Annotated in this window: 15 protein-coding genes and 2 pseudogenes; 2 read left to right on the top strand and 15 right to left on the bottom strand. The window is 41.9% G+C overall.

What is annotated here, in order from left to right:
- Positions 1-317: 317 nt before the first annotated feature.
- From LS482_RS21850 to LS482_RS12890, 6 genes and pseudogenes are all read right to left on the bottom strand, one after another.
- Positions 318-530 (bottom strand): annotated as a pseudogene (locus LS482_RS21850) (IS982 family transposase); the annotation flags it as partial.
- A gap of 352 nt (positions 531-882) precedes the next feature.
- On the bottom strand, positions 883-5,691 hold the full coding sequence (locus LS482_RS12910) for a DUF6443 domain-containing protein (protein WP_233027933.1): 4,809 nt from the start codon (positions 5,689-5,691) through the stop codon (positions 883-885).
- A gap of 2 nt (positions 5,692-5,693) precedes the next feature.
- A complete protein-coding gene (locus LS482_RS12905) occupies positions 5,694-8,951 on the bottom strand; it encodes a hypothetical protein (RefSeq protein ID WP_233027932.1) in 3,258 nt (1,085 codons plus the stop codon).
- A gap of 35 nt (positions 8,952-8,986) precedes the next feature.
- Positions 8,987-9,604: pseudogene (locus LS482_RS12900) on the bottom strand (IS982 family transposase); the annotation flags it as partial.
- Positions 9,605-9,758: 154 nt separating this feature from the next.
- The gene (locus LS482_RS12895) at positions 9,759-10,394 is read right to left on the bottom strand and encodes an HmuY family protein (protein WP_233027930.1); all 636 of its coding nucleotides are present in this window, start codon (positions 10,392-10,394) and stop codon (positions 9,759-9,761) included.
- Between the two features lie 17 nt (positions 10,395-10,411).
- On the bottom strand, positions 10,412-12,448 hold the full coding sequence (locus LS482_RS12890; protein ID WP_233027929.1) for a TonB-dependent receptor plug domain-containing protein: 2,037 nt from the start codon (positions 12,446-12,448) through the stop codon (positions 10,412-10,414).
- 158 nt (positions 12,449-12,606) lie between these two features.
- On the opposite strand from LS482_RS12890, the gene LS482_RS12885 reads away from it, so the two are divergent.
- Positions 12,607-13,503 (top strand): DUF6607 family protein, encoded by an 897-nt coding sequence (locus LS482_RS12885; protein ID WP_437441017.1) that lies wholly within the window; start codon positions 12,607-12,609, stop codon positions 13,501-13,503.
- 165 nt (positions 13,504-13,668) lie between these two features.
- On the opposite strand, the gene argS is transcribed toward LS482_RS12885, so the two are convergent.
- Positions 13,669-15,450: an arginine--tRNA ligase gene (argS, locus tag LS482_RS12880; protein WP_233027927.1), complete on the bottom strand. Its 1,782-nt coding sequence runs from the start codon at positions 15,448-15,450 to the stop codon at positions 13,669-13,671.
- Positions 15,451-15,670: 220 nt separating this feature from the next.
- On the opposite strand from argS, the gene LS482_RS12875 reads away from it, so the two are divergent.
- A complete protein-coding gene (locus LS482_RS12875) occupies positions 15,671-16,096 on the top strand; it encodes a hypothetical protein (RefSeq protein ID WP_233027926.1) in 426 nt (141 codons plus the stop codon).
- Between the two features lie 3 nt (positions 16,097-16,099).
- Here the strand turns inward: LS482_RS12875 and LS482_RS12870 are convergent, their stop codons facing one another.
- The 8 genes from LS482_RS12870 to eno all read right to left on the bottom strand — a co-directional run bounded on the left by LS482_RS12870 (position 16,100) and on the right by eno (position 23,739).
- Positions 16,100-17,224: a family 20 glycosylhydrolase gene (locus tag LS482_RS12870; RefSeq protein ID WP_233027925.1), complete on the bottom strand. Its 1,125-nt coding sequence runs from the start codon at positions 17,222-17,224 to the stop codon at positions 16,100-16,102.
- Positions 17,225-17,398: 174 nt separating this feature from the next.
- A complete protein-coding gene (locus LS482_RS12865; protein ID WP_233027924.1) occupies positions 17,399-18,034 on the bottom strand; it encodes a phosphoadenosine phosphosulfate reductase domain-containing protein in 636 nt (211 codons plus the stop codon).
- Positions 18,035-18,038: 4 nt separating this feature from the next.
- The gene (locus LS482_RS12860; protein WP_233027923.1) at positions 18,039-18,275 is read right to left on the bottom strand and encodes a DUF2061 domain-containing protein; all 237 of its coding nucleotides are present in this window, start codon (positions 18,273-18,275) and stop codon (positions 18,039-18,041) included.
- Positions 18,276-18,349: 74 nt separating this feature from the next.
- Positions 18,350-18,760, bottom strand: coding sequence for an RrF2 family transcriptional regulator (locus LS482_RS12855; protein WP_233027922.1), 411 nt, complete (start codon positions 18,758-18,760; stop codon positions 18,350-18,352).
- 109 nt (positions 18,761-18,869) lie between these two features.
- Entirely contained in the window at positions 18,870-19,805 is a 936-nt protein-coding gene (gene ctlX / locus LS482_RS12850) for a citrulline utilization hydrolase CtlX (RefSeq protein ID WP_233027921.1), read from the bottom strand.
- Between the two features lie 2 nt (positions 19,806-19,807).
- Positions 19,808-20,722 carry a dimethylarginine dimethylaminohydrolase family protein gene (locus LS482_RS12845; protein WP_233027920.1) on the bottom strand — a complete coding sequence of 305 codons (915 nt, stop codon included), beginning with the start codon at positions 20,720-20,722 and terminating at the stop codon, positions 19,808-19,810.
- A 102-nt stretch (positions 20,723-20,824) separates the two neighbouring features.
- On the bottom strand, positions 20,825-22,108 hold the full coding sequence (locus LS482_RS12840) for a citrate synthase (protein ID WP_233027919.1): 1,284 nt from the start codon (positions 22,106-22,108) through the stop codon (positions 20,825-20,827).
- Between the two features lie 341 nt (positions 22,109-22,449).
- The gene (gene eno / locus LS482_RS12835) at positions 22,450-23,739 is read right to left on the bottom strand and encodes a phosphopyruvate hydratase (protein ID WP_233027918.1); all 1,290 of its coding nucleotides are present in this window, start codon (positions 23,737-23,739) and stop codon (positions 22,450-22,452) included.
- Positions 23,740-23,827 lie beyond the last annotated feature (88 nt).

Genomic DNA, 23,827 nt, shown 5'->3' with positions numbered 1-23,827 from the left:
ACCCCGGCAACCATTACGGCCACCGGGGTTACTGCAACTAAAAAATAAAAAACTTAAAAACTAACTAACTTCAAAATAATTGATATGAAAACAAAGGTTACTCCAGTAATTCGTATTTAAACTGGGGGTAGCCTTTTTCTTGGACAAATACATGATATAAAAAGATTTAAAATCATTAATACGGCTTAGGTGAAAGCAACTAAACCACTATGGATTTGAAATCCATAGGTTTGTAGCAGACTGAAAAGTCTGTTTGCCACGGATCCACGAATTATTTTTTCACTATTAATATATCCGTGTATTCGTGGCTAAAGTTTATAGAAACTAAAGTAACTGCAATGAAATTGCAGGGTTTGAACCTTTAACTTGATAATCAAGATAGTCGTCATCTCACTGTCGGAGAGTCTGCTTTTTCGGTCTCTCGATTTCCCAGAGGTACTTTCTAAGCGTAATTGTTTGAGCTCAGTCTCAAAAAACTGGATAAAATCGTCTATTTGCACAAAAATTCCCGTAATTTCATCTTCGTTCACGGGAGCAAAACACTTATTGTAACTACATGATTATCAATTACCAATACGATGATTTCACTCTTTTTTTACGTTAAGATTATTTTATCTCTTATCCATTATTCATGTTCTTTTTCTTTAATAAAACTTTTTTGACATAAATAAAGTCTACTAACAAAAATAAAATGATTATAGAATAGTATATTATATTTTCCCATATTTTACTAGGTCTATTATAATATTCTTCAGGACTAAAAGTAGTATTACTATTTATCATATCAAGAGTATCAAACCACTTATTATATAATAATGACATCACTATTATTTCAATAACGATTATCACTAATAACAGTATAATTTTAATAATTTTATTCATCTAAAATCTTCTTCCTTTATTAAGATTATTATTAAACAAGGAACTATTATGTAAAGATGTTGGATCATTAGCTCCAATTTGTCTAATAATATTTAACATATAACTATTCCCTTGCTGATTCGCCCTAATATCCATATTGTCCCAACCTTTATCATTACCAAACCAACTAGGAACTTCATCCTTAAAGAATTCCTTCATTTCTCCCATAAACAAACCTACACCATATGTTGCATATTTAGCTGTAAATGAAAAGTGCATTAATTTGTCATAACCAGTATCATCATTTTTTCGTACCATATTTTCATAAAGATGGAATAAAGGTGAACCTTTACCATTACCAAAACCTGTAGTGTTATCCAAAAAACTTGTAACACTACTAACCCCGTCTTTTATTGCTATCATTGAACTTTTATCATTTCTTATACTTGACATTGATGGTATTGAGTTGTTTATCAAAAAACCTCCAAATTCTGCATAATAATTATCTGAAAAATTACCTCCATTAGTAGCATTGTCAGAACGCAATTTATCTATCCCTTTTTGTACGACAGGGTCATTTTCTGACCACCCATTAATTTTACTTATTGTTTCAAAAGAAGTGTTTCTACCATTTAGATTATAGTTAACACTAAAGTCTTCTTCTAAATCAATAGTTAAACTGGAAAATTGAGCATAACCATTGTCATCCAAAGTATATCTATAATCTAGTCTCTCCAATCCTTCTAACTCAATACCATCAACAACCCTATTTTCAGAAAAATTATATACTCCATTGTGTGCAAATTTCTCCGCTAATGGATCAACTTGCCAAAATCTTCCAATTGCTGGATCACTTATCCTAAATCTAAATTCGTCAACATTCAAGTTTAAGTCTTCTGTCCATTCTTGTCCTTGGAATTGTTTGTAATTATTTTGAGTTCCAACAATTACATTATTATACCCTTTGTGTTCCAGGCCGAAAGGGTAATAGTTTTGCTCCCTTCTGATTTCCGAAGCCCCTACAATACCATCACCATTATCATCGGCAAACGTGATCCTTACATTATTTAAATGATCTCTCAGATAGTACACATACTGATAACCACCGCCAGCTTTCAGCTCAAAATACCCTTCCGGGTGGCTGACCTGCTTGAGTTGCCCATTTTCATAGATATAATTCCCGGCATATTCCGTAGCTGTCACAGAACTTCCCTGGGTAACCTCTTTCTTTAATTTGGTGCCCAAAGCATCGTAAATATATGCAATTTTATCGCTTCCGAAACTGACCTGGGTTGGAAGGTTCAAATGATTATAGGTGATACCTGTAATACCCTTGTTCTTGTCCCTTGTCATATTACCGTTGGCATCCCGGGCATAATCATTATCCGTATTACTGCCATCTTTAAAACCATAAGTCTTATTGGCTGTATCAGCCTCAGTCACCTTGACCAAAAAGTTGCCTCCGTTATGGTAGGCGTAGGTCAGTTTGTCCATTTCCCCAAAATGGTCGGCATTGCTTTGAACTGGGTTGGCTACGAGATGACCGTTACGGGTCAACCCGGTAATATTCCCGTTCTTATCGTAGGCAATATCTTTTACCGTATAACGGTCTGTTTGCCCGCTGCCGTTAAACTTCCCGGAGGTGATCCGGTTCAGAGCATCGTAGGTGTACGCATAACGCCGCATGATATTGTCACTACCTGTCTTCCAGTACGTTTCCGCTATATTACCATTAAACAACGGAGTTACTGTTCCGCTTCGGCTCTTGTTATAATTGATCTGGAAATTAAATAGTTTATTACCGGGGTTGTCCACATCATTAATATCTGTTAACCATCCACGTACATTGTATTTATAGGCAATGCTTTGCAAGGGATTGTCTGAATTATTCCCTACCTTCTTTTCTTTTAATTGCCCCAGGTCATCATATACATTTTCTGCGATAAGCTCTCCCTCCGGGCTGATCGAAGCACTAAAACTGGCAGTACTGGTCGCTTTAAAATGAAAACCAGGTTTTAAGGTAATGGAGTTGCTGGCTACTTTGTGTTGGGTTGACGTGATGATATCGTCATAGACCGGGTCTTCCCCTGCAGTCCCTGCACCACAATCCCCATTGATACATTGTGATTGCCTTATTAACCTCCCGGCATGGTCGTATTCAAAATTGTCTACAGTTACTATGGCGGAGTTGTTGCCTTTGGCATGGGTGGTTTTGGTTTCCAGTACCTTTCCTACAAAATCCAGCTTGTATTCCACAACATCTGTAGTATTCAGGTAAGGGTTCTTGCTGGCAGTATAGATTACCCTTCCTTTTTTATCATAACCCGTAATTGTGGTAATCCAATGATTCGTCCCCAATACCCTGACCTTACTTCCTGTAGCCAGGGTCTTGGTCCTGCTGTCCACCATTTGTCCCAACACCTCGGCAGGTACGGTTAATCCAGCCAGGTCAAATTTGTAGTCGTCGTAATAGTTTATGGTATATACCTGGAATATCCCAGTAGGCGGACTCACATTGGTATAGTAAACATCAGTGCCTTTTATAGCCGTAGGAGAAGCCGGGGATTGTATACGAGTCTCATACTTTTTGGCTGCCCTGTTGAAAATTGCCTGAAGTTCATCCCTGGTTTGGCTGTGGCTCGTCTGCCCAGCATATATCACTCTACCGAAGGCATCATACTTGGTAAAAAGCCATTTTTTCTGGGCCCTTAATACTGAATCCTGGGTCATTACAGGCTGGTCCAGTAGGTTATATACGATATATTCCCAGCCTTTCCCTGGTATTTTCTTTTCTATTAAACGGTTCCGCCCATCATATTTATACTGGTAACACAATTCATTTAATACTGTGGTTGTTATAGTATTGCTTATATTGACCTTGGGAGGAAGTACATACGTTAAATTGCCATAGTCATCATATACATAATAGGTGTCATGCGTTTTGACTGCAGTTCCTATTTTGACATAGGTCCGTTTTAAAACTACACGACCCTGTTTGTCTTTAAACTCTTCTACTGTATGTTCTTTACTTGTACCACTGTGGTTTTCATCTTTAGTGACTGTTTTATAAAGTGCATTTCGATCATAATACCCATTCATTTGAAGTTCAGGGGCTTCAGTGTTTTGAGGATCTGCAAAGTGGACTTCAAAAAGCTTTATATTGTCTTTGCTTGGGTCACTAACATTTCCTGGATCATGGGTGTTAATTTGGTAGCTGAACTCAATACTATGATCCTTCCCTGACGGGTTCAGTTTCCATGCCTCTCCGGGAGCTGCCTGTTTCAAGACCCGATTAAGTGGTGAGGGCTCGAATTCTTTTTGAGAATATGCATTTGTTGTATAATCATATTTGACAACATTATAAAAATCCTCTGTACTTGATTTTGCATTTGTTCGATAAACACCCAACACTGAGCTTTGACCTACATACGGGAGCCATTCCTTTTCCATACGACCATAATCATCATACTCTATATGGGTTATAATATCACCATGTTTACCATCCAATTCAGGAGATTGTGCGATTTTTACTTGTTGGCTGGGCCTTCCCAATCCATCATAGTAAGTAACCTCTTGCACCAAATTTTTATTCAGAGAGGAATAGTCAGCTTGTAAATTTTGCTCATTTTGATAAATCCGTTGGTGGATGTAATTATTATTGCAGTATCCTTGCCAGATAGTAAAAAGATCGGTAGGTTCTTCAAGAGCAGTACCAAGGGCCGCAACTGTAGCTGTCCTTGAACTGAAACCAATATTGGCGTCCACGGTGAAACGATAGCCCCCATCAATGGGCGTTATGGTCACCCAATCTTCCGTTGTACTAATGGCTAAGAAGCAGCCATCGTTGAAGCTCACAGGGAGGTCTGTGTAGCCCCCCTCATAGCCGAAGGAACTCCCGTTGGTCAACTCCCCTATTACCAGGTCACAGCTGTAGGCTGCCTGGGTTATGGTAAAAAGATCGGTAGGCTCCTCAAGAGCAGTACCAAGGGCCGCAACTGTAGCCGTCCTTGAACCGAAGCTAGTATTGGCGTCCACGGTGAAACGATAGCCCCCATCAATGGGCGTTATGGCCACCCAATCTTCCGTTGTACTAACGGCTAAGAAGCAGCCATCGTTGAAGCTTACAGGAAGGTCTGTGTAGCCCCCCTCATAGCCGAAGGAACTCCCGTTGGTCAACTCCCCTATTACCAGGTCACAGCTGTAGGCTGCCTGGGTTATGGTAAAAAGATCGGTAGGCTCCTCAAGAGCAGTGCCAAGGGCCACAACTGTAGCTGTCCTTGAACCGAAACTAGTATTGGCGTCCACGGTGAAACGATAGCCCCCATCAATGGACGTTATAGTCACCCAATCTTCCGTTGTACTAATGGCTAAGAAGCAGCCATCGTTGAAACTCACAGGGAGGTCTGTGTAGCCCCCCTCATAGCCGAAGGAACTCCCATTGGTCAAATTACCAATGTTAGTATCACAATAAAAACTTTGGGATATCTTAAATGCCACCGTTCTATTACCAATTGTCAACTCATCCAAATAAACAGTAGTCGATCTTGAGTAATTGGAGGTCACGTCGTCAAATGGGTCACACGTAACCCTAAGACTACCATTGGTGCCTCCTTGAACAAATTCCACATCCAACCAATCAACATTTTCAGTAATTGCAAAGAAAATAGTGCTGCTGATATCGTAATCCGCAACATAATCGACAATTACCTCACCACCATTTTGATTGAACGAAAAATTCGAAATATCAAATTCTACATTGGTTTGTGAAAAAGCTATTATGCCCGTAGAAAAACAAATGACGAAGAGTATTTTTTTTAAAACTTTTTCCATGATTATTCGCTTTGTGACTTGTTGTAATACCTATAATCCCTCAAAATATTACTTTCTTTATCCCGCTCTATTTTTAACCTGTTTAACTCATCATATTCATAGTACATGGTATAACCCCGGGGATCCGTTATACTGGTCACCCCGATCAAGGGGTCATAGGTATATGTAGTAACCATAGAACTCGGCATTGCTGTGCGTAGACTTTGATTAAAACTGTCCCATATGGTTTTTGCGGTCGAATTGTTCTGTATGCCCTCAACTGCCTGCAGGAGTTCTTCAATATCATTGAATGGGCCGTTGGTATCCGTAGAAAGAATACCTATAACTTTGGTAAAAGCAGAATCATATTCCTTGTTCTCTATTTTTATTACAGGGTATTGTCCGTTATAGCCCCATATAATAGTATAATGAACATCACTTATTGTTTTGTATCCTGTGATATTACCTTTTGCGTCCCTACTTGTTACAACAACACCTTCTTCGAGTAAACCATCACCTTTAGATACTGAAATACTTTTTGGAAACAAAGCAAACATTGGATCCCCTCCAGGTGGTACATGATAATTTGTTTGTGTAGTACTCGTTAAGACGTTGTCCATATAAGACTCTTCTTTTACGGGGCTGCCAATAATATTTATATTAACAAGACTGGGCATATACGGTAAAGAGTTAACCTCAGAATCGAAAGGATAGTAATACTTTGTTCTTAATTCACCTACGTTATCAGATATTTTATGCTCTTTTATCAAAGGATATTGACTATCAAATATGAAATCCTCTTGCGTCACTTTTAAACCTCCATCTAAGTATTCACGGGTAATCTTTTGTGTTAAATGATTTCTCTGAATTTTTAAATTAGAGGTATATTTGAATCTTGCATAATCATTTAATGTTGAAGCAAAGGGTTGATTGGTTACAGTTTCAATATTTCCACAGCACATACTAACTTGAGATTTTTGAAAACTAAGTGGTAAGTTGTCTAACTCTTCGCCAGTATAATCATACTCTGTTTGTTTTAAAATATTGTTGTTGGCATCATATACTTCTTCTTGGGCTATTTTTGATCTAAAAATATCATTATCCTCAAAGTAAGACGTTTTACCTAAGGCACTACTACCATAAAAATTTGTAAAACAAGAATGATCATTTTCACTTTGTGCCACAACCTCAACATTGGGTTCATTCGAGAAATAATACTCGGTACGTCCATTTCCTATTTCTTTCTTAATTACTTTTCCATACTCGATCCAAGAGTCCCTTCCGCCTTGATCATTTGTAAATGCTATAAAAGCAGAACCGCCAATGTCATTGTCTAAATTTTGATTATAGGCGTGAGAGAACCCAAAAATAGGAGCATTAATTAATTCACCTGATTCATATTCATAATGGATAATACGTTCATTATTCCCGTCATTAAGGGTTTGAGTTTTAATCCTGGCCCCCCCAGCAGTAAATGTTTGTCCATTCATTACAAAATTGTGATTTTCGTATACTAGGGTATTGCTGCCACCCAAGGGGTTAGTTACTTTTTTAAGTAGCCCTGTTAAAGAATATTCATTTGCCAAAAGCGAATAGTCCCCATCAATTTCAGTCGAATTATTAAGTGGAAAGGGTAACACAGAATTTCTTCCTAAGTTTGGAACATAATAAAGAATTGGTGTATTAAGTGTACTTAGCGTGTTTCCAATTTCAGCACCATTATTGTTGTAATATCCGAGAAAATCTTTTTCTAGGGAATTAACTTTAGGTAGCGGTATATCATCATAATAATCAAAAGAATAATATTCTCTTCGTTCATTGCCTTCTAAAAAATCAATACCGTCAAGTCTCAATCTTTTGCACTTCCAATCATTACAATTTTCCTTAGATATAAAATAACTATAATTAAAAAAATAGGTCTTAACATTATTACCATTCGTATCCAATACTTCTATTTTAGTTAGGGCTTTTTCATTTGGATCATCCGCCCTGTCCAAATCATAATAAAATTTGATTATACCCTGATTCCAATTTATTTCATCAATTCTATTAACTTGAGATTCTTTTGAATAGTATTTTGGGGTTTTAGTCCATAATTCGCACAAAGAACAAGGATTATTTGGGCCAACCTGCCATTTAGGTAAATATTCTAAATAACACATAAAATTAGGGTCATTGCCAGAAGCATATTTCTTAATATCAATATTCGTTGAATACTCCCTAGTATTTGGTTTATTATAACTTTCATAAGAAAATGAAATAGAATTTGAAGTTCTTGGATCCTCTATACTAGTAAGGTGCCATGAATTGGCTCTTAGCCTATACAGACCACCAGCAAACACAGATAAAAGAGCCATTTGAGAGTCATCTTGATACAGATTACCAAACAAATCTTCTTTTGTTGTAAATTGACCTTTTGAAGAAAAACTAGTAATACTTTCAAAAAAATCAGGCTGATTAAAAGTATATATTAAACCTTGGGAATTAGTTATCCTAAATCCTTCATAATCAACAGGGGTTCGTACATCATTAAACTGACCAGCAAAACCATGAGTTGAAGCAGGAAATCCTTGAATTTCAGATGTATTAAACCCATTAGACGGCATTCCTGTTAGAGGTTTTCTTGTAACAACACCTCCTTTTTTGGCATCGCCGTTAAGGAATTTAATTGTATATGTGCTTATGTTATTATAAAAATCATTAGGATTATTACCTCGATCAAGACTCTCTAAATAGAATTTTGAACTTATACCAGGAGCCATAATAGAAAATAAGTCTGGGGCGGCGTCAATGTCAGCGACATCAGTATATACAGTCCTTGTGTGGTTTTCAGGTATTAAATCTTCGGGTTCCATATGATATCCTAAAACCTTTATTAATGCATCACTACAAGCACCTTCAAAACAAGTGCTGTTTCCTGTATATAGCTGTTCGATTTGATGATCTTCTATGTCCTGAATCTTTCTATTGACAACTCCACCTGCATTCAAAGACCATCCTAAGCCAACATTTGAGGCTATCTGATCTAGCTTAATTCCTTCTGAATTGTATGTTAATCCTATGGGAACTTTAATACTTCCAACATTGATTTCATATAATGGGATAGATACATCTATCAGACCTCTTGATAAATTTTCTCTAAAAAAACTATATTCTGGAAATGTATCTGACTTAGGAGTTTTATCTGCGTTTATGTGATCAAAAAGAACACTTTGTGAGCATAAGCTAGAAGAAAATAGAATAGCCAGTGAAAATAATAAGAGTTTAATTAATTGATTCATGATGTTTTGGATATTTTATTTAACGTGAATAATGTTTAAGCAGCCAATAGAAGTTGGCCATTGTTATTTTTATGAGGTTGAATGTTCAAGCTTGGTTTTTTAGGTAAAAAACGATAAGCACATAAGCCACTAACCAGGTTGATGATAAACCCAGCCGGGGAACGATGTCTGCTGTGTTCTATGGCACAAATGTTTTTGAGTTCATCGTTGACCGATTCGATCAAGGCCCGCTTTCTCAAGAGGATTTTGTCTGTGTCTGAGAGATTCTGTTTTTTCATGTTTTTCCTGCGTTTATAGATCAAGTCTATCCCATCGTTCCATAGATAATTGGCCAGTTTCTGGGAGATATAACCTCTATCTCCAAAGAGTTTACCAAAGATGTTCTCGGTCAGGGAAGCGATCACCTTCATATCCCGATCATCCACGTTGGCCTTGGTTAGGTAAAAGCTTAGGATTCCCCTCTGATCACTAATAATCAAATGCAGCTTGATCCCGAAAGCTTTCGGGACAAAGAACCATCTCATAGTAGATTTGCTTTTTGTTGCCAACCCTTTCATGGCCTGGTATTGCTTCTCCCGTTTGACATAACAGAGCTTGACTGTTATCGAGTCAATAAAAGAGATACCTCTACAAGCATCCAAAGCTATTATCTTACTCTTTTTTTATGTTAATATTACTTTAGTTCTTATCCATTATTCACGTTCTTTTAACTACAAAACCCCGGCAACTATTACAGCCACCGGGGTTACTGCAACTAAAAAATAAAAAACTTAAAAACTAAACTAACTTCAAAATAATTGAACACCATCATTCAAAACTTTTACTACCGTCCGGTTGATATATATAGTTAAAGGTATAATATCTGAATTCACTGGTTTGATCAGGATTAGCCGGGGCATCTTTATAATAGCTTAAGATCTCCATCTTGACATATTTGTCATCATGGGTCCTTATCACCAATACTTTTCCGGCAACCGGGGATATAATATGTGTTTCCATATTATAGCTATACCACCCTTGACTTGGGCTTATATCTTTGGGCAAGGCATATCCCTCAGCACCGTCTTGTGCAAAGCCGGAATCTTCCGGGGCTTCGGTAATCTCGTCAAAAATACCTGTTATCAGTGCTATGGCCGCATTACCGGTGCGCTCCGGTTCATCTTCATCTCCGGTATCAGTACCGCCGTTTACGATAATGGTGGTTCCTCTGAAGGCAATATCCCAGTTATCTCCTTCCACCTCTGTCCCGGTAGAAAAGCTGAATTTTGTAAACGATCCTGCCTCCTGCCCCTGTTCTCCTTCTGAAGGGGCATACAAATTTTCTACGGTCTCTACCTCCAACGGTTCCGGTTCTTCGTTGGGGCTGTCGTCATCACTGCTACAGGACGTGAGAAACGCCACAGAAAACAAAGCGATCAAAAAATTCTTGTGTGTAAACTTCATATCATCCGTGTTTAAAATTAAAATTGAAACTGTACCCTCCCGTAAACGATCCGCCCGGGAAGATTGCTAATATTTGTATCTGTACGATCCAGAATATTGTCTATACCAAATTGCACTTTTACGTTTTTGTAAATATCCTTTGTAAAAGAAGCGTGCAACTGTACATAACCATCCACAAAATCGTCGTATGTGTCCAATATCTGATTATCATTACTGTCAAACAATCCGAATTTACTCCGGTAAACAGCTCTTAGATTTGCCGAGGCCTTCCAATGGGGTATGATATAAAACACCTTGGCATTAGCCGTATGCCTGGAACGGTTATACAGGCCGAAGTAATCACTCTTTTTTAGCCGGAAGGTCTTATTCTCGGCATCCCGTGCAAAATAGCCTTCGTTATCAAATTGTCTCTCTACATCTCTATCCTTGGCAAATAGCAGTTGGTATCCCGTAAGAAGTTTCAGATTTTCAGTAAGCTGATAAGTGGCATTTATTTCTGCACCGTAGGTATACACCTTTCCCACATTGTAGTAACTAAAAACATTTTGTCCGTTTTTCAATTGTGCCACCGCCCTGGTATCTATAAGGTTTTCAATGGAATTATAAAAAAAATTGACTTCAGTTTTCAGTTTGTCATACCTGGCGGTAACCCCAAGGTTATAGCCAACGGAGTTTTCGGTTTTAAGGTCTTTGCTATAAATCTCCGTATCCATGGTATAGTTCCGCAGCCGTCCCTGTTTATCCAGTTCCTGTAAGCGGTCATAGGCCACGTTATATCCCAATACAATATATCCTACCGCAGAATTCTCAAAATCGAAGTACAACTGGCGAAGGTCGGGCACTTTAAATCCGAATCCGGCGGAACCCTTGATACTAATTGCCTCGGATATGTCATATTTAGCCGAAAGTTTCGGGCTAAAAGCCGATTCGTATATGTTATGTGCATCATACCTTGCCCCTGCTATGACATTCAACCGTTCTATCGGCCGGAAGTCGTATTGCGCATAGGCGTATATGGCATTAAAATCTACATTATCGTTAAAATAAGTACGGTCTAACGTATTAAAACTTGCCCCGGCACCCGCGGTCAGTGTACCTTTGTTCCCCGCATTATAATGCACCCTCACCTCCGGCCTTATTACACTTTCATTATAATAACTACGTTCAAACAGGCTGTTTGTCGTGGTATAAAGCTTTTGTTCGGTTTTGAACCTGGTGGTATAAAATTCGTATTCCATCTTCCAGTGCTCATCCGGGGTTTGTGTTATTATAGCATGCAGGTTCCATTCATCAGTTGTCCCTTTTCCTGATAACAGTTCTTCCGAAACTTCGCTTTTTGCTTTTATCTGTTGATTAAAAAAGCGGGAAGACACATTCATATTCCACTTCTCTGACGGCCGGTACCGAAACTGCAATCCCGAGGTTATATTTTGAAAAGGCTCTACGGTATTGTATATATCCCCGGGAGTGAGATCATAACCGTTACTTTTATAAAGATTGGTATAGGCCGAAAATCCGTATTTAGACTTTCCATAAGACACAGAGGAAGAAACATCGTGTGTATCAAAGGTTCCATAACGATAGCTAAGTTCCCCTTTTATGGTATTGGACACAGGTTTTTCAGTAATGATATTGATCACTCCTCCCATGGCTTCCGACCCAAAGAGACTGGACGACGGCCCTTTTACGATCTCTATTTGTTTTATGTTGGCCACTGTAATACGATTAAGGTCCAAAGTACCCGCGCTCCTGCCTATCAATGGCACACCGTCTATTAATATCAATGTATAGGCCGCATCCAATCCCTGTATCTGAATGCCTTCTACACCTCCAAAATCAGGAACGGTTATAAGCCCGGTCTGTTCTTCCAGTATATCGGATAACCGCAACGACCCTGAATTTTGTATCTGCTCCCTGGATATTAACTGTGCGGGAAGGGGAACGGATGACAATTGCCTCAGATTTCTCGTAGCACTGACAACCACTTCCTCTAATTCCTGTGTCGTTAGCGTATCCTTTTCCTTTTGTTGCGCAAAAATTGTGGCGGTCATCATAAAAGTTATCACTAAAGCTTTTCTATTTAGAACCATTCTCAATAACTTTGAGGCAAATATATGATTTATTTTTATTCAATCTAAATTAATTTATTAAATTTGTCCACGGCTTACCTGTTTAAGCTGCAGTAAAACTTTTAACTAAACCGTAAAATATGATGAAGAACTCCGTTTTGTTTAAGGCACTGTTGGCACTCGGAATTACTACGGCCGGATATGCACAGGCCGATAAGGAAAAAGACATAGAGGCCATTAAGGATATGTGTGGTTGTTATGAAGTGACCTTTAATTTTGCCGAGACCTTTGCCCCCGACAAGGACTATGAATTTCACGACCGCTATACTGCAAGTGCCCTGGAATGGGTGGCCCCGGTAGAGGAAACTGACAACAAGATCGCCCTGCAACATCTTCTTATCGTAAGGGACACCATGATTATCAAGCACTGGCGGCAGGACTGGTTATACGAAAACACCGACCTCTACACTTTCTATAAAGACAACGAATGGCACTACAACAAGCTGAATCCGGAAGACGTAAAAGGACAATGGACCCAGAAAGTTTACCAGGTTGATGACAGTCCGCGGTATGAAGGTTCGGCAACCTGGGTGCATGTAGACGGAAAGCACTACTGGGAAAACACCACCGACGCCCCCCTGCCGCGACGGGAATATACCAAGCGTAACGATTATAACGTCACAAGGCGCACCAACCGGCACGAGATTACCGATTACGGCTGGCTGCACGAACAGGACAACGACAAGGTGATACGCAATGATGAGGGTGATACCGTACTGGCCCGGGAAAAAGGCCTTAACTATTACAGAAAAGTGGAAGATTCCAAATGCGATGTAGCGAAGGAATGGTGGAAAGAAAACCAGGATTACTGGGCCCGTGTCCGTGACGAATGGGACGGGATTTTCCGGAAGCACACCGACCTCAGACTACAATCCAAAGTAAACGACAAGCGACTTTATGAAGTGTTGTTCAACCTGGACAACAATGCTTCTGCAAGTGATATAAAAGATGCAATAGTGCCCTTTATTGCTCCCCGATAATTAATCGGGATTAGTTTTCATCTATGGTTAACTATGAACCGCCTTGCTTTAAGTGAGGCGGTTTTTTTGTGTTTGGTTTTGGAGTTCTGGAGTATGTGTTATTAATCAACTAACAAACTCCAAAACTCATTTACTCATCATCACATTGGCACATTAGCTTTCCTACTACATCCGCTCCGGAACATCAATCCCCAGCAGGCGCAGGCCGGAGGCAATAACTTCCCCCACTTTCTGCGAAAGCTGTACCCGGAACACCTTGCGGATATCATCCTCCGCCCCGAGGATGGATACGTTCTGATAGAAAGAGTTAAATTCCTTTACAAGATCGTAAGTATAATTGGCAATCACCGCCGGGCTGTAATTTTCTGCCGCATTACGCACAATCTCCGGGAACATTTCCAGTTGTTTTAACAACTCTTTTTCCTTTTCATGCAAAGAGAGCCCGTCAATGTTTTTTGTATAATCCACGCCTTCGGCCTTTCGCATAATAGACCGGATACGGGCGTAGGTATACTGAATAAAAGGCCCTGTATTCCCGGCAAAATCAACCGACTCCTCCGGGTTGAACAATATCCGTTTTCTGGGGTCAACCTTCAGAATGTAATATTTCAGGGCCCCGAGACCTATAATGGTATACAGTTCCTCTTTTTCTTCTTCCGAATACCCGTCCAGTTTGCCGAGTTCCCTGGAGATCTCTCCGGCAGTTTGCGCCATTTCCACAACAAGGTCGTCTGCATCCACCACCGTACCTTCCCGGCTTTTCATCTTTCCGCCGGGCAGGTCTACCATACCATAGCTGAGGTGGTACAGGCTTTTGGCCCAGTCAAAACCGAGTTTTTGCAGGATGAGGAACAATACCCTGAAATGATAGTCCTGCTCATTGCCCACGGTATACACCATACCGCCTATGTCCGGATGGTCCTTGACCCGCTGAATGGCAGTACCGATGTCTTGCGTCATATATACGGCGGTACCGTCGGCACGCAAAACGATCTTTTCATCCAGGCCTTCATCAGTGAGGTCTATCCACACACTGCCGTCTTCTTTCCGGTAAAACACACCGCGTTCCAGCCCGTCTTCCACCACATCTTTTCCGAGGAGATAGGTATCGCTTTCGTAATAATAGGAATCAAAATCAACCCCGAGGTTCTTATAGGTGATGTCAAAACCGTCGTACACCCACTGGTTCATGGTTGTCCAGAGGTTTACGGTCTCTTCGTCCCCGGCTTCCCATTTTCGCAACATTTCCTGGGCTTCCAGGAGTAACGGGGCTTTTTTCTCAGCTTCATCCTTCGGCATTCCTCCGGCCACCAGTTCCCCGATCTCCTTCTTATAGGCCTTGTCAAAAGTCACATAATAATTGCCCACCAGCTTGTCTCCCTTTAACCCGGTAGACTCCGGAGTTTCCCCGTTACCGAATTTTTTCCAGGCCAGCATGGACTTGCAGATATGGATACCCCTGTCGTTAATAATCTGGGTCTTGTACACTTTTTTCCCTGAAGCCTTCAGTATTTCGGCCACCGAATACCCGAGGAGGTTGTTTCGTATATGTCCCAGATGCAACGGTTTATTGGTATTGGGCGAAGAATATTCCACCAGGACCGCCTTACCGTCCGGATCGGGAGTTACATATCCGTAATTTTCCTGTTCTTTTATCGCGTTGAAAAAATCCAGGTAATAATTATCACCGATCACCAGGTTCAGAAAACCCTTAACCACGTTAAAACGGGCTACTTCTTTTACATTTTCCTCCAAAAAGGCACCCAATTTTTCCCCGATAGCCTGTGGATTCCCCCGGAGCAAACGGAGCATGGGAAACACCACTACGGTGACATCGCCTTCAAAATCCTTGCGGGTTGGCTGAAGTTCCACCGTTTCGAGCTCGACATCAAATAATTGCTTTACAGCTTCTTTTACCCTGGTAATGATAAGTTCTTGTATGTCCATCTGCATATTTTTTGTCCTGTACAGGCCTGCAAAGATAAAAAGACTTTAGATTTTAAATGTCAGATTTTAGATTTGCTTTCGGGTTTAAGTGACTACGGTATTAAATACCAGAAAATAATTGTCCGGTTTCCGGCCATCGTTTGCCTTATTGTCGCAATCTCACATCTGAAATCTCATATCCCGTATCTAAAAAAAGAGTATCTTTATAACAAAAATCCACATGCTTCTGTACGCTTCCTGTAACGACACCCAAAACAAGAAAAAGATCGAATCTGCGGTGGGTAAACCCTATACCATTGCCGACCGGGTAAAAATAGGAGGGGTCCATTCCCCGAAAATGGACATTGTATCTTCTTCCGTACAGTTACACAACCTGCTGATCTTAAACCAGACCGACAGTACGTGTATCATAGAACTAAGACCCCAGGGAATCATTCTGAGATTCACGGCCATACTGGACAAATATGCCCTGGTGATCCCGTATTACAAATTGTCCATTCACAAGGTCAATACCAACCTGTACATCATTTACAAGGACGATTATCATGTTAAGGTCGATGCCAGGAACGAAACAGGGCGTGATTTTATCAAAAAAATACTCAAGTCCAAATCGGACAGCTTTCCGACTTTTATAGACGACCTGTAGGAATTACGATTTTGGTCCCCGAGCGGAGCCGGGGGAGCCCAGTTTATTGATCTCGTCAAACAGTACTTTAAAACAGTCCGCCTGGTCTCCCTGTTCGTCCTTATTCTCCTTTTTTCCGTAATACAGGTCCAGAAAATTATCGGCACCGGTCCATATGGTATGTACCATTCCCCGGAACCTGCTTTTCATTTCAGATGTTGAATGGGCACGGTAATCCAGCATTTGCGACAGTTGCTTTACAGCCACTTCCTCCCTGCGCCACGGACAGGTCACTACATCAAACCCTTTCATGGCAAAATACACAGCGGTCGGGTCTGCACGTTCGTAGTGCCAGTCACAGATCATCACGTCTTTCGGAATAAGATCCACTGCCCCGTGGGTATTGTTCATACTGGCTTCCCACATGCCTATACCGGTTGTTTTCCCGTCGATAAGGCGGTCGCCCCACATCCAGAGCCTTTTGCCCGTTTCGGCGAGATGGTCCCTTATCCGGGTTACTTCTCCGGCATAGAGTTCGGCCTTGTCCCTTCCGCCGCATCTTGGACATTTTTCGTCACCTATATAAAAGACCTCATCCATACCGGCGTGGAACGCATCGGCTTCAAACACCCGGGTGATCTCATCCACCAACGCAAAAACCACCTTATGCACTTCGGGATGCAGCGGGCAGTAGCTTTTACAATACAATCCGTCTTCATTGGGCCATTTGTAGTCTTCGGGCATCTTTACGTGCGGGGTCTCGTCAAATTCGGGATATACCTGCAGCAACTTCCCCAGCGAACCTGCCCATGACTGGTGCCCCAAAAGATTGATCTGGGGAATGATACTGATGTTATGTTGTTTACAGACAGCTACAATATTTTTTACATCTGCTTCAGAAAGGGCATTGTCTTCCGCAAGTTCCGGGTGGGAGGTATACTGATAATTGTAATCCACCCTAAGGATCAGGGTATTTACCTTACGGGGGGCGAGTTCTTCATCGATAAAACGGACAAACCTGTCTACCCCGTCCGGATACGGTGCGGCTATGGCCAACCCTCTTACGGGCAACAAACTGTCCGGGTTTTGCTGTGGAAATACTGCCTGAAGTACAAAAAGGCAGCAAAACATTAAAAATACTTTTCTCATGGTTGTGGTATTTTGGTTGTAATATATGCTGATACATCAAAAATACCGTATTTTTCCTCTATGTTATGAACGGGGTTAGTTTCCTATTGACATCAAAACACAAAAAACCCGGTACTGTAAAAACAATACCGGGCGTATGTATATATAAAGACTAAATTATTACGGAATTTCAGATCAGGAAGAGACTGTTTGTTTTTGGGCAGGCACATGAAGGCCACACTCCCTGTTTTCCAGCACCTTGGTGGGATCGTAGTACCTGAACTCGTTCTCCAGTTGATTTTCTTCGAGATACTTGTCCAGGTCTTCATCAGACCAGTAAAAGAACGGGGATACTTTCAATACACCATCGCTGCCCAGGGTAACGATATCCAGGGAATCCCTGAATGCGGTTTGCCCTTTTCGCAGGTTGGTGAACCATACGTCCGGCTGGTGTTCTTTCATGGCTCTCTGGAAAGGTTCCAGTTTCACCTGCTTCGTAAATTCCTTGTGGAGTGGTGAATCGATATCCGGTATTCCCATAACCACATCACGGTGTGCAGCGGTTTGCTGCGGCACATACAAATGAATATTGAGATCCAGATTGTCTATTACCCTTTCTGCATGCCTGTACGTCTGGGGAGTATTATATCCGGTATCACACCAGATCACGGGAATATCGTTCTTTACCCTGGTAGCAGCATGTAAAATTGCAGCTTCGTAAGGTCTGAAATTTGTGGTTACAACAGGACGGTTGGCCGTTTCTATGGCCCATTCCACGATCTCCTTCGGGGACTTGTCTTTCAAATAGTCATTTATCTTGCTCAAATCCATAATCTTATTTTTTTGTAATTTTCAGCCAGGCTCTCTCGTGCAAATAGTAGAGCACCATCTTGGATATTACTTCAATACCTCCGATCCCGAGGGCTACTTTTATATCTCCGGTCAGGATATAGGAGATCACCATGGTATCTATCGTACCTACCACCCTCCATGAAATAGCCTTTAAAACAGACACCTTATGACTGTCTGACGCCGGATTGTCCTTCTGTGTTTTTAATAAATCGAGTATCATTGTAACAGTAATAGGGAACAAATATACTATTAATCTATCGATTTACTAGACTTTTAACTCATTTTTTTTTTTCACTATCCGGAAAGATCTGCCAAAGTCCTTTTTTCAAGTACACTGAGCATGCTGTCCCTAACTTCTACCATAACTTTATTGAGCGAACAATCTTCTTCGGTCTTGCAGTCACTGCATTTCTCATAAAAATGCAGGCTCACGCAAGGCAACGGTGCTATGGGACCTTCGAGTATCCTGATGAGGGCTGCAATGGTTATCTCTTCAGGGTCCTTCATCATATAATAACCTCCGCCCTTGCCTTTCTTTGAACCGAGAAAACCGGAATTTTTTAATTGTAACAGTATGATTTCGAGAAATTTCTTGGAAATGCTTTCGCTTTCCGCTATTTCCGATATGAGTACGGGTTTTCTATCTTCTTTCCTGGCCATATAAACCAAAGCCTTCAGCCCGTATTTGGTCTTTTTTGATAACATATTATGTGTATAAACTGCCCTTGTGTGTCTATGTTCCCTGTACCGCATCTGTTTATTTGTAGTGCTGCGGTAACTTCAGCCCTAAGATAACAATTATTTTTCTCTCCGGTTAGCGGGGGAGGAACACCTCTGCCATCATACATCTTGCACTTCCGCCGCCACAGGCTTCTATCACATCGAGCGGTGACGAGAGGATTTTACAATTTTTTTCAATGCTTTTCTTCTGTTCGGGCAACAGGCTTTTGTGTGCCGCCTCACTCATTACCAGGTATTTTTCACCGTTTTTTCCTTCAACCTGCAGCATATTACCGGCAAAACTGTTGACCTGTGCCTCGGCTATGGCCACAATTTCTTTGCCGTCTTCCTTCAGGTGCTTTATCACATTCCTGCGCTCTTTTTTATCATCTATGGCATCCAGACAAATAACAGCAAAGGTTTCGGCAACACACATCATTACATTGGTATGATAGATGGCTTTTCGTTCACTTTCCACCGTTTGAAAGGCAGTAAAGATCACCGGGGTATATTCAAAATTTTCGCAAAACTCGATGAGGAGTTCTTCATCAGCACGGGGGGACAAAGCGCAATAGGCTTTCCGGTTTACCCGGTCCAGTACCATACTTCCCGTTCCTTCCAGGAATACCCCGTCTTCTTCAGCCGAAGTGTAATCCACAATATTGTCTATATGAAATCCCTGCTGTTCAACTGCTTCAAGAATCTCTTCCCTGCGTTCCAGCCTCCGGTTCTCTGCAAACATGGGATATAAGGCCACCGTAGCATTGCTGTGAAAGGATATCCAGTTATTGGGGAATATGGAGTCCGGCGTATCGGGGGTTTTGGTATCATCCACCACAATAACATTTACACCAACTGCCCTCAGTTTTTCCACAAAGGCATCGAATTCCTGTTGTGCCCTGGCCTGAACCGTTTCCGGTAAAAGGTTGTCCAGCACCTTCTGATAGTAATTGTTCACCGCCGTCTGTTCGTTCATCCTGAAGTTCACGGGGCGAATCATCAATATGGTATCGGTTATCTGTTTTTCCATAATTATTCCCTGATTAGCGGCATGGTCGAACAACGGAACAATCCTTCCTGCTTGGAAATCTCGGCATAAGCAACTTCTTCTACCTCAAATCCGTTCTCCCTGAGCCAGTTGTTTAAACGTGTAAAATTGCGTTCGGAGACCACTACATCGGGTGCTATGGAAAATACGTTGGAAAACATATAGTACATTTCGTCCCTTGTAATGTGAAACAGGTTTTCTTTCCCGAACAGTTTTACGAGATATTCGTAATCTTTCCCGTCCCGGAATCCTCCCTTGTAAATAATCCCCTTGTCCCGGCCTACGGGTTGAAAACAGCAATCCAGGTGCAGCGCATTGTCCCTGGCTTCCGTCCCGGACTTTACCAGATCGAATTCCCTGACCTCTTTCTGCGGAAAAAGTTCGCGTATGAACCGCACGCCGTGCATATTGGTCCTGGCCGTGATCTGATCGGGATAGTCCGCACCTTTATATGTCCCCACAAAGATATGATCGTTCCACAACATAACATCTCCACCTTCGATGTGTACTTCTTCCGGGGGCTTGATGATCTTTTCGGGAGCTATTTGGTCCACGACATACTGAATGGCCTTCAATTCCTTTTCCCTGTCCGGAAGGATATTGGATTTTATAAACAGATCGTCTATTACAAAGGCAATATCCCTTGCAAATATCTGGTTATAGTCCGGAATAAGTTCCGGCCTGAAAACCTCTACGTCATGTTTTTGCAGCACCCTGACAAAGGTTTCCATTTCGTTAACCATATCCTCGTCTTTCGGATAGGTCCCTGCCAGAATGTGTTCCAGGGATTTGGGATCATAGGTTTCTTCCGGTTCCGGAACGGGGCCGTTGCTCTTTGCAGTGCCCACAACCAATGCCTTTAGCCTGGAAGTCTCGTCTTTCACGTTCAGTTTCAACATAAAGGTGATGATTTGTTACAAATATAAAAAAGTAGAGACGCACGGCCGTGCGTCTCTACCTGTTTTCCCGAAAAAAATTTCGGTTTTATGGTTCCGATCTTCCTATCGCTTTTCAATATCTACAAACGGACGTTTGTTTTCTCCGATATATACCTGTCTCGGTCTTCCGATGGGCTCGTTGCGCAGGCGCATTTCCCTCCACTGTGCAATCCAGCCGGGTAGTCGTCCCATGGCAAACATTACGGTGAACATCTCTGTCGGGATTCCGAGCGCCCTGTAAATAATTCCGGAATAGAAATCCACGTTTGGATAGAGCTTCCTGTCTACAAAATACTGGTCTTCGAGGGCTTCTTTTTCCAGACCCTTCGCAATGTCCAGCACGGGGTCTACGATACCGAGATCGCCAAGTACTTCGTCTGCAGCTTTCTTGATGATCCTTGCCCGCGGGTCGAAGTTCTTGTATACCCTGTGTCCGAATCCCATAAGGCGGAAAGGGTCGTTCTTGTCCTTGGCCTTGGCCATGTATTTCTTGGTATCGCCTCCGTCGGCCTTGATGCCTTCGAGCATTTCTATTACGGCCTGGTTAGCGCCTCCGTGGAGTGGCCCCCATAAAGCAGATATCCCCGCAGAAATGGAAGCGAACAGCCCTGCATGAGACGATCCTACTATCCTCACGGTAGATGTTGAACAGTTCTGTTCGTGATCGGCGTGAAGTATCAACAGTTTGTCCAGTGCATTGATGATGGTATCTTTCTTCCTGTATTCCTTGTTAGGTCTTTTGAACATCATTTTGGCAATGTTCTCCACATACCCGAGGGTATCATCACCATAATCCAGCGGGAGCCCTTCTTTTTTGCGCAGTGTCCATGCCACGAGTACAGGGAATTTGGCCATCAGCTTTACAATGGCCCTGTACATGTCTTCCTCTGAAGATACATTGACAGAGGTTGGATTAAACGCAATGAGCGCACTGGTCAGCGATGCAAGAACACCCATGGGATGGGCAGATTTGGGAAAGCTGTCGAGAATCTTTTTCATTTCCTCGTCAACCACTGCCTCGTCCCTTATATCGTCGTGAAATTTATCCAGTTGACTTTTTGAAGGCAACTCACCAAAGATCAAAAGATATGCAACCTCAAGGAAATCGGCTTTTTCAGCCAGGTCTTCGATGGTATAACCGCGATAACGAAGAATTCCCTGTTCACCGTCAAGGTAGGTAATAGCGCTCTCACACGCCCCCGTGTTCTTATATCCCGGATCAAGGGTAATGATACCGCTTTTTGCCCGGAGGGTCTTTATATCTATCGCTATTTCATCTTCCGTTCCTACGGTTACCGGAAACTCATATTTCTCACCGTTACACTCTAAGGTAGCAATTTTTGACATAATAATTCTATAGATTTTTTTGATTCACAAATTTCCACATCGCAGTCATCCGACAGAGGTCGGGATAAGTGATGTGAATGAGAGTTGCGAAAATACAAAATAATGTGTTAACATAAGGTTAATTGCCACTATTTTTGCCTGTTTTACAGTATAAAAAGCAACTCTTTATGATCCCGCGGCCCGTTCTTCTCTTCAGGGAGAAATGCACCTGTTATGCACCATATCCGGATCAACGGACCGAATATTTTTCAGTGACCGGACACGGAAATTCTCACCATAAAAAAACTCCAAAGACACAACGACCTTTGGAGTTTTTATATTGTTTTCCGGTTTCCGGAGGATTATTTTACTTTAAAGGCATTTTCCTGCGGGTAGTAAGCCACATCACCAAGTTCTTCTTCTATGCGAAGCAGTTGATTGTATTTGGCCATACGGTCGCTCCTGGAAGCCGACCCGGTTTTGATCTGTCCCGTGTTCAGGGCCACTGCGAGGTCTGCAATGGTATTGTCTTCCGTTTCTCCCGAACGGTGTGACATCACAGACGTATAGCCCGCATTATGTGCCATATTTACGGCCGCAATGGTTTCGGTAAGTGTTCCTATCTGGTTTACCTTGATAAGGATAGAATTGGCTATACCGTTCTCTATTCCCCGGGATAACCTTTCCACATTGGTCACAAAGAGGTCATCTCCGACCAGTTGCACTTTGTCCCCGATTTTTTCGGTAAGGTATTTCCAGCCTTCCCAGTCGTTCTCATCCATTCCGTCTTCGATGGATATGATGGGATATTTGCTCACGAGTTCGGCCAGGTAATCGGCCTGCTCCTGCGGGTTCCTTACCTTGCCCTTGTCGCCTTCAAACTTGGTGTAGTCGTATTTTCCGTCTACAAAGAATTCGGCAGAGGCACAGTCCAGTGCTATTTTCACTTCCTCTCCCGGTTTATAACCTGCCTTTTCCACGGCTTTGAGAATAGTGTCCAGGGCATCTTCGGTACCGCCGAGTGTAGGGGCAAACCCTCCTTCATCACCAACAGCGGTACTCAGGCCCCTGTCGTGAAGGACTTTTTTCAGGTTATGGAATATCTCCGTACCCATTTGCATGGCGTGCGTAAAGTTGTTCGCTTTTACAGGCATAACCATAAATTCTTGGAAAGCGATCGGGGCATCGGAGTGAGAACCTCCGTTGATAATATTCATCATGGGAACGGGAAGTGTATTGGCACTGACACCTCCTACATAGCGGTATAAAGGCATCCCCAATTCATTGGCAGCGGCCTTGGCTACTGCAAGCGAAACACCAAGTATGGCATTTGCGCCCAGTTTTGACTTGTTTGACGTTCCGTCCAGGTCTATCATCTTCTTGTCGATAGCATTTTGTTCGAAGACGGATGTCCCTACCAATTCCTCGGCCAGAACATTGTTTACATTGTCTACGGCCTTAGACACACCCTTACCCATATATGAAGAACCGCCGTCCCTCAATTCCACGGCTTCGTGTTCGCCGGTGGATGCTCCGGACGGCACCGCTGCCCTTCCGAGTATCCCGTTTTCCGTAACCACATCCACCTCTACCGTGGGATTACCCCTTGAATCTAAAATCTGCCTTGCATGAACACTAATAATGATACTCATAATCTTTTTTATTATACGCGTTTTTTTCTTTTTCCTTTTTATTTCTTTTCCGCAAATTCCCGTTGCGGTAAATGCTATTTATTTTACG

The sequence above is a fragment of the Sinomicrobium kalidii genome, from assembly GCF_021183825.1.
GTDB lineage: Bacteria > Bacteroidota > Bacteroidia > Flavobacteriales > Flavobacteriaceae > Sinomicrobium > Sinomicrobium kalidii.
Note: the sequence above shows the minus strand (reverse complement) of the source record. Positions and strands in the feature narration are given on the sequence as shown.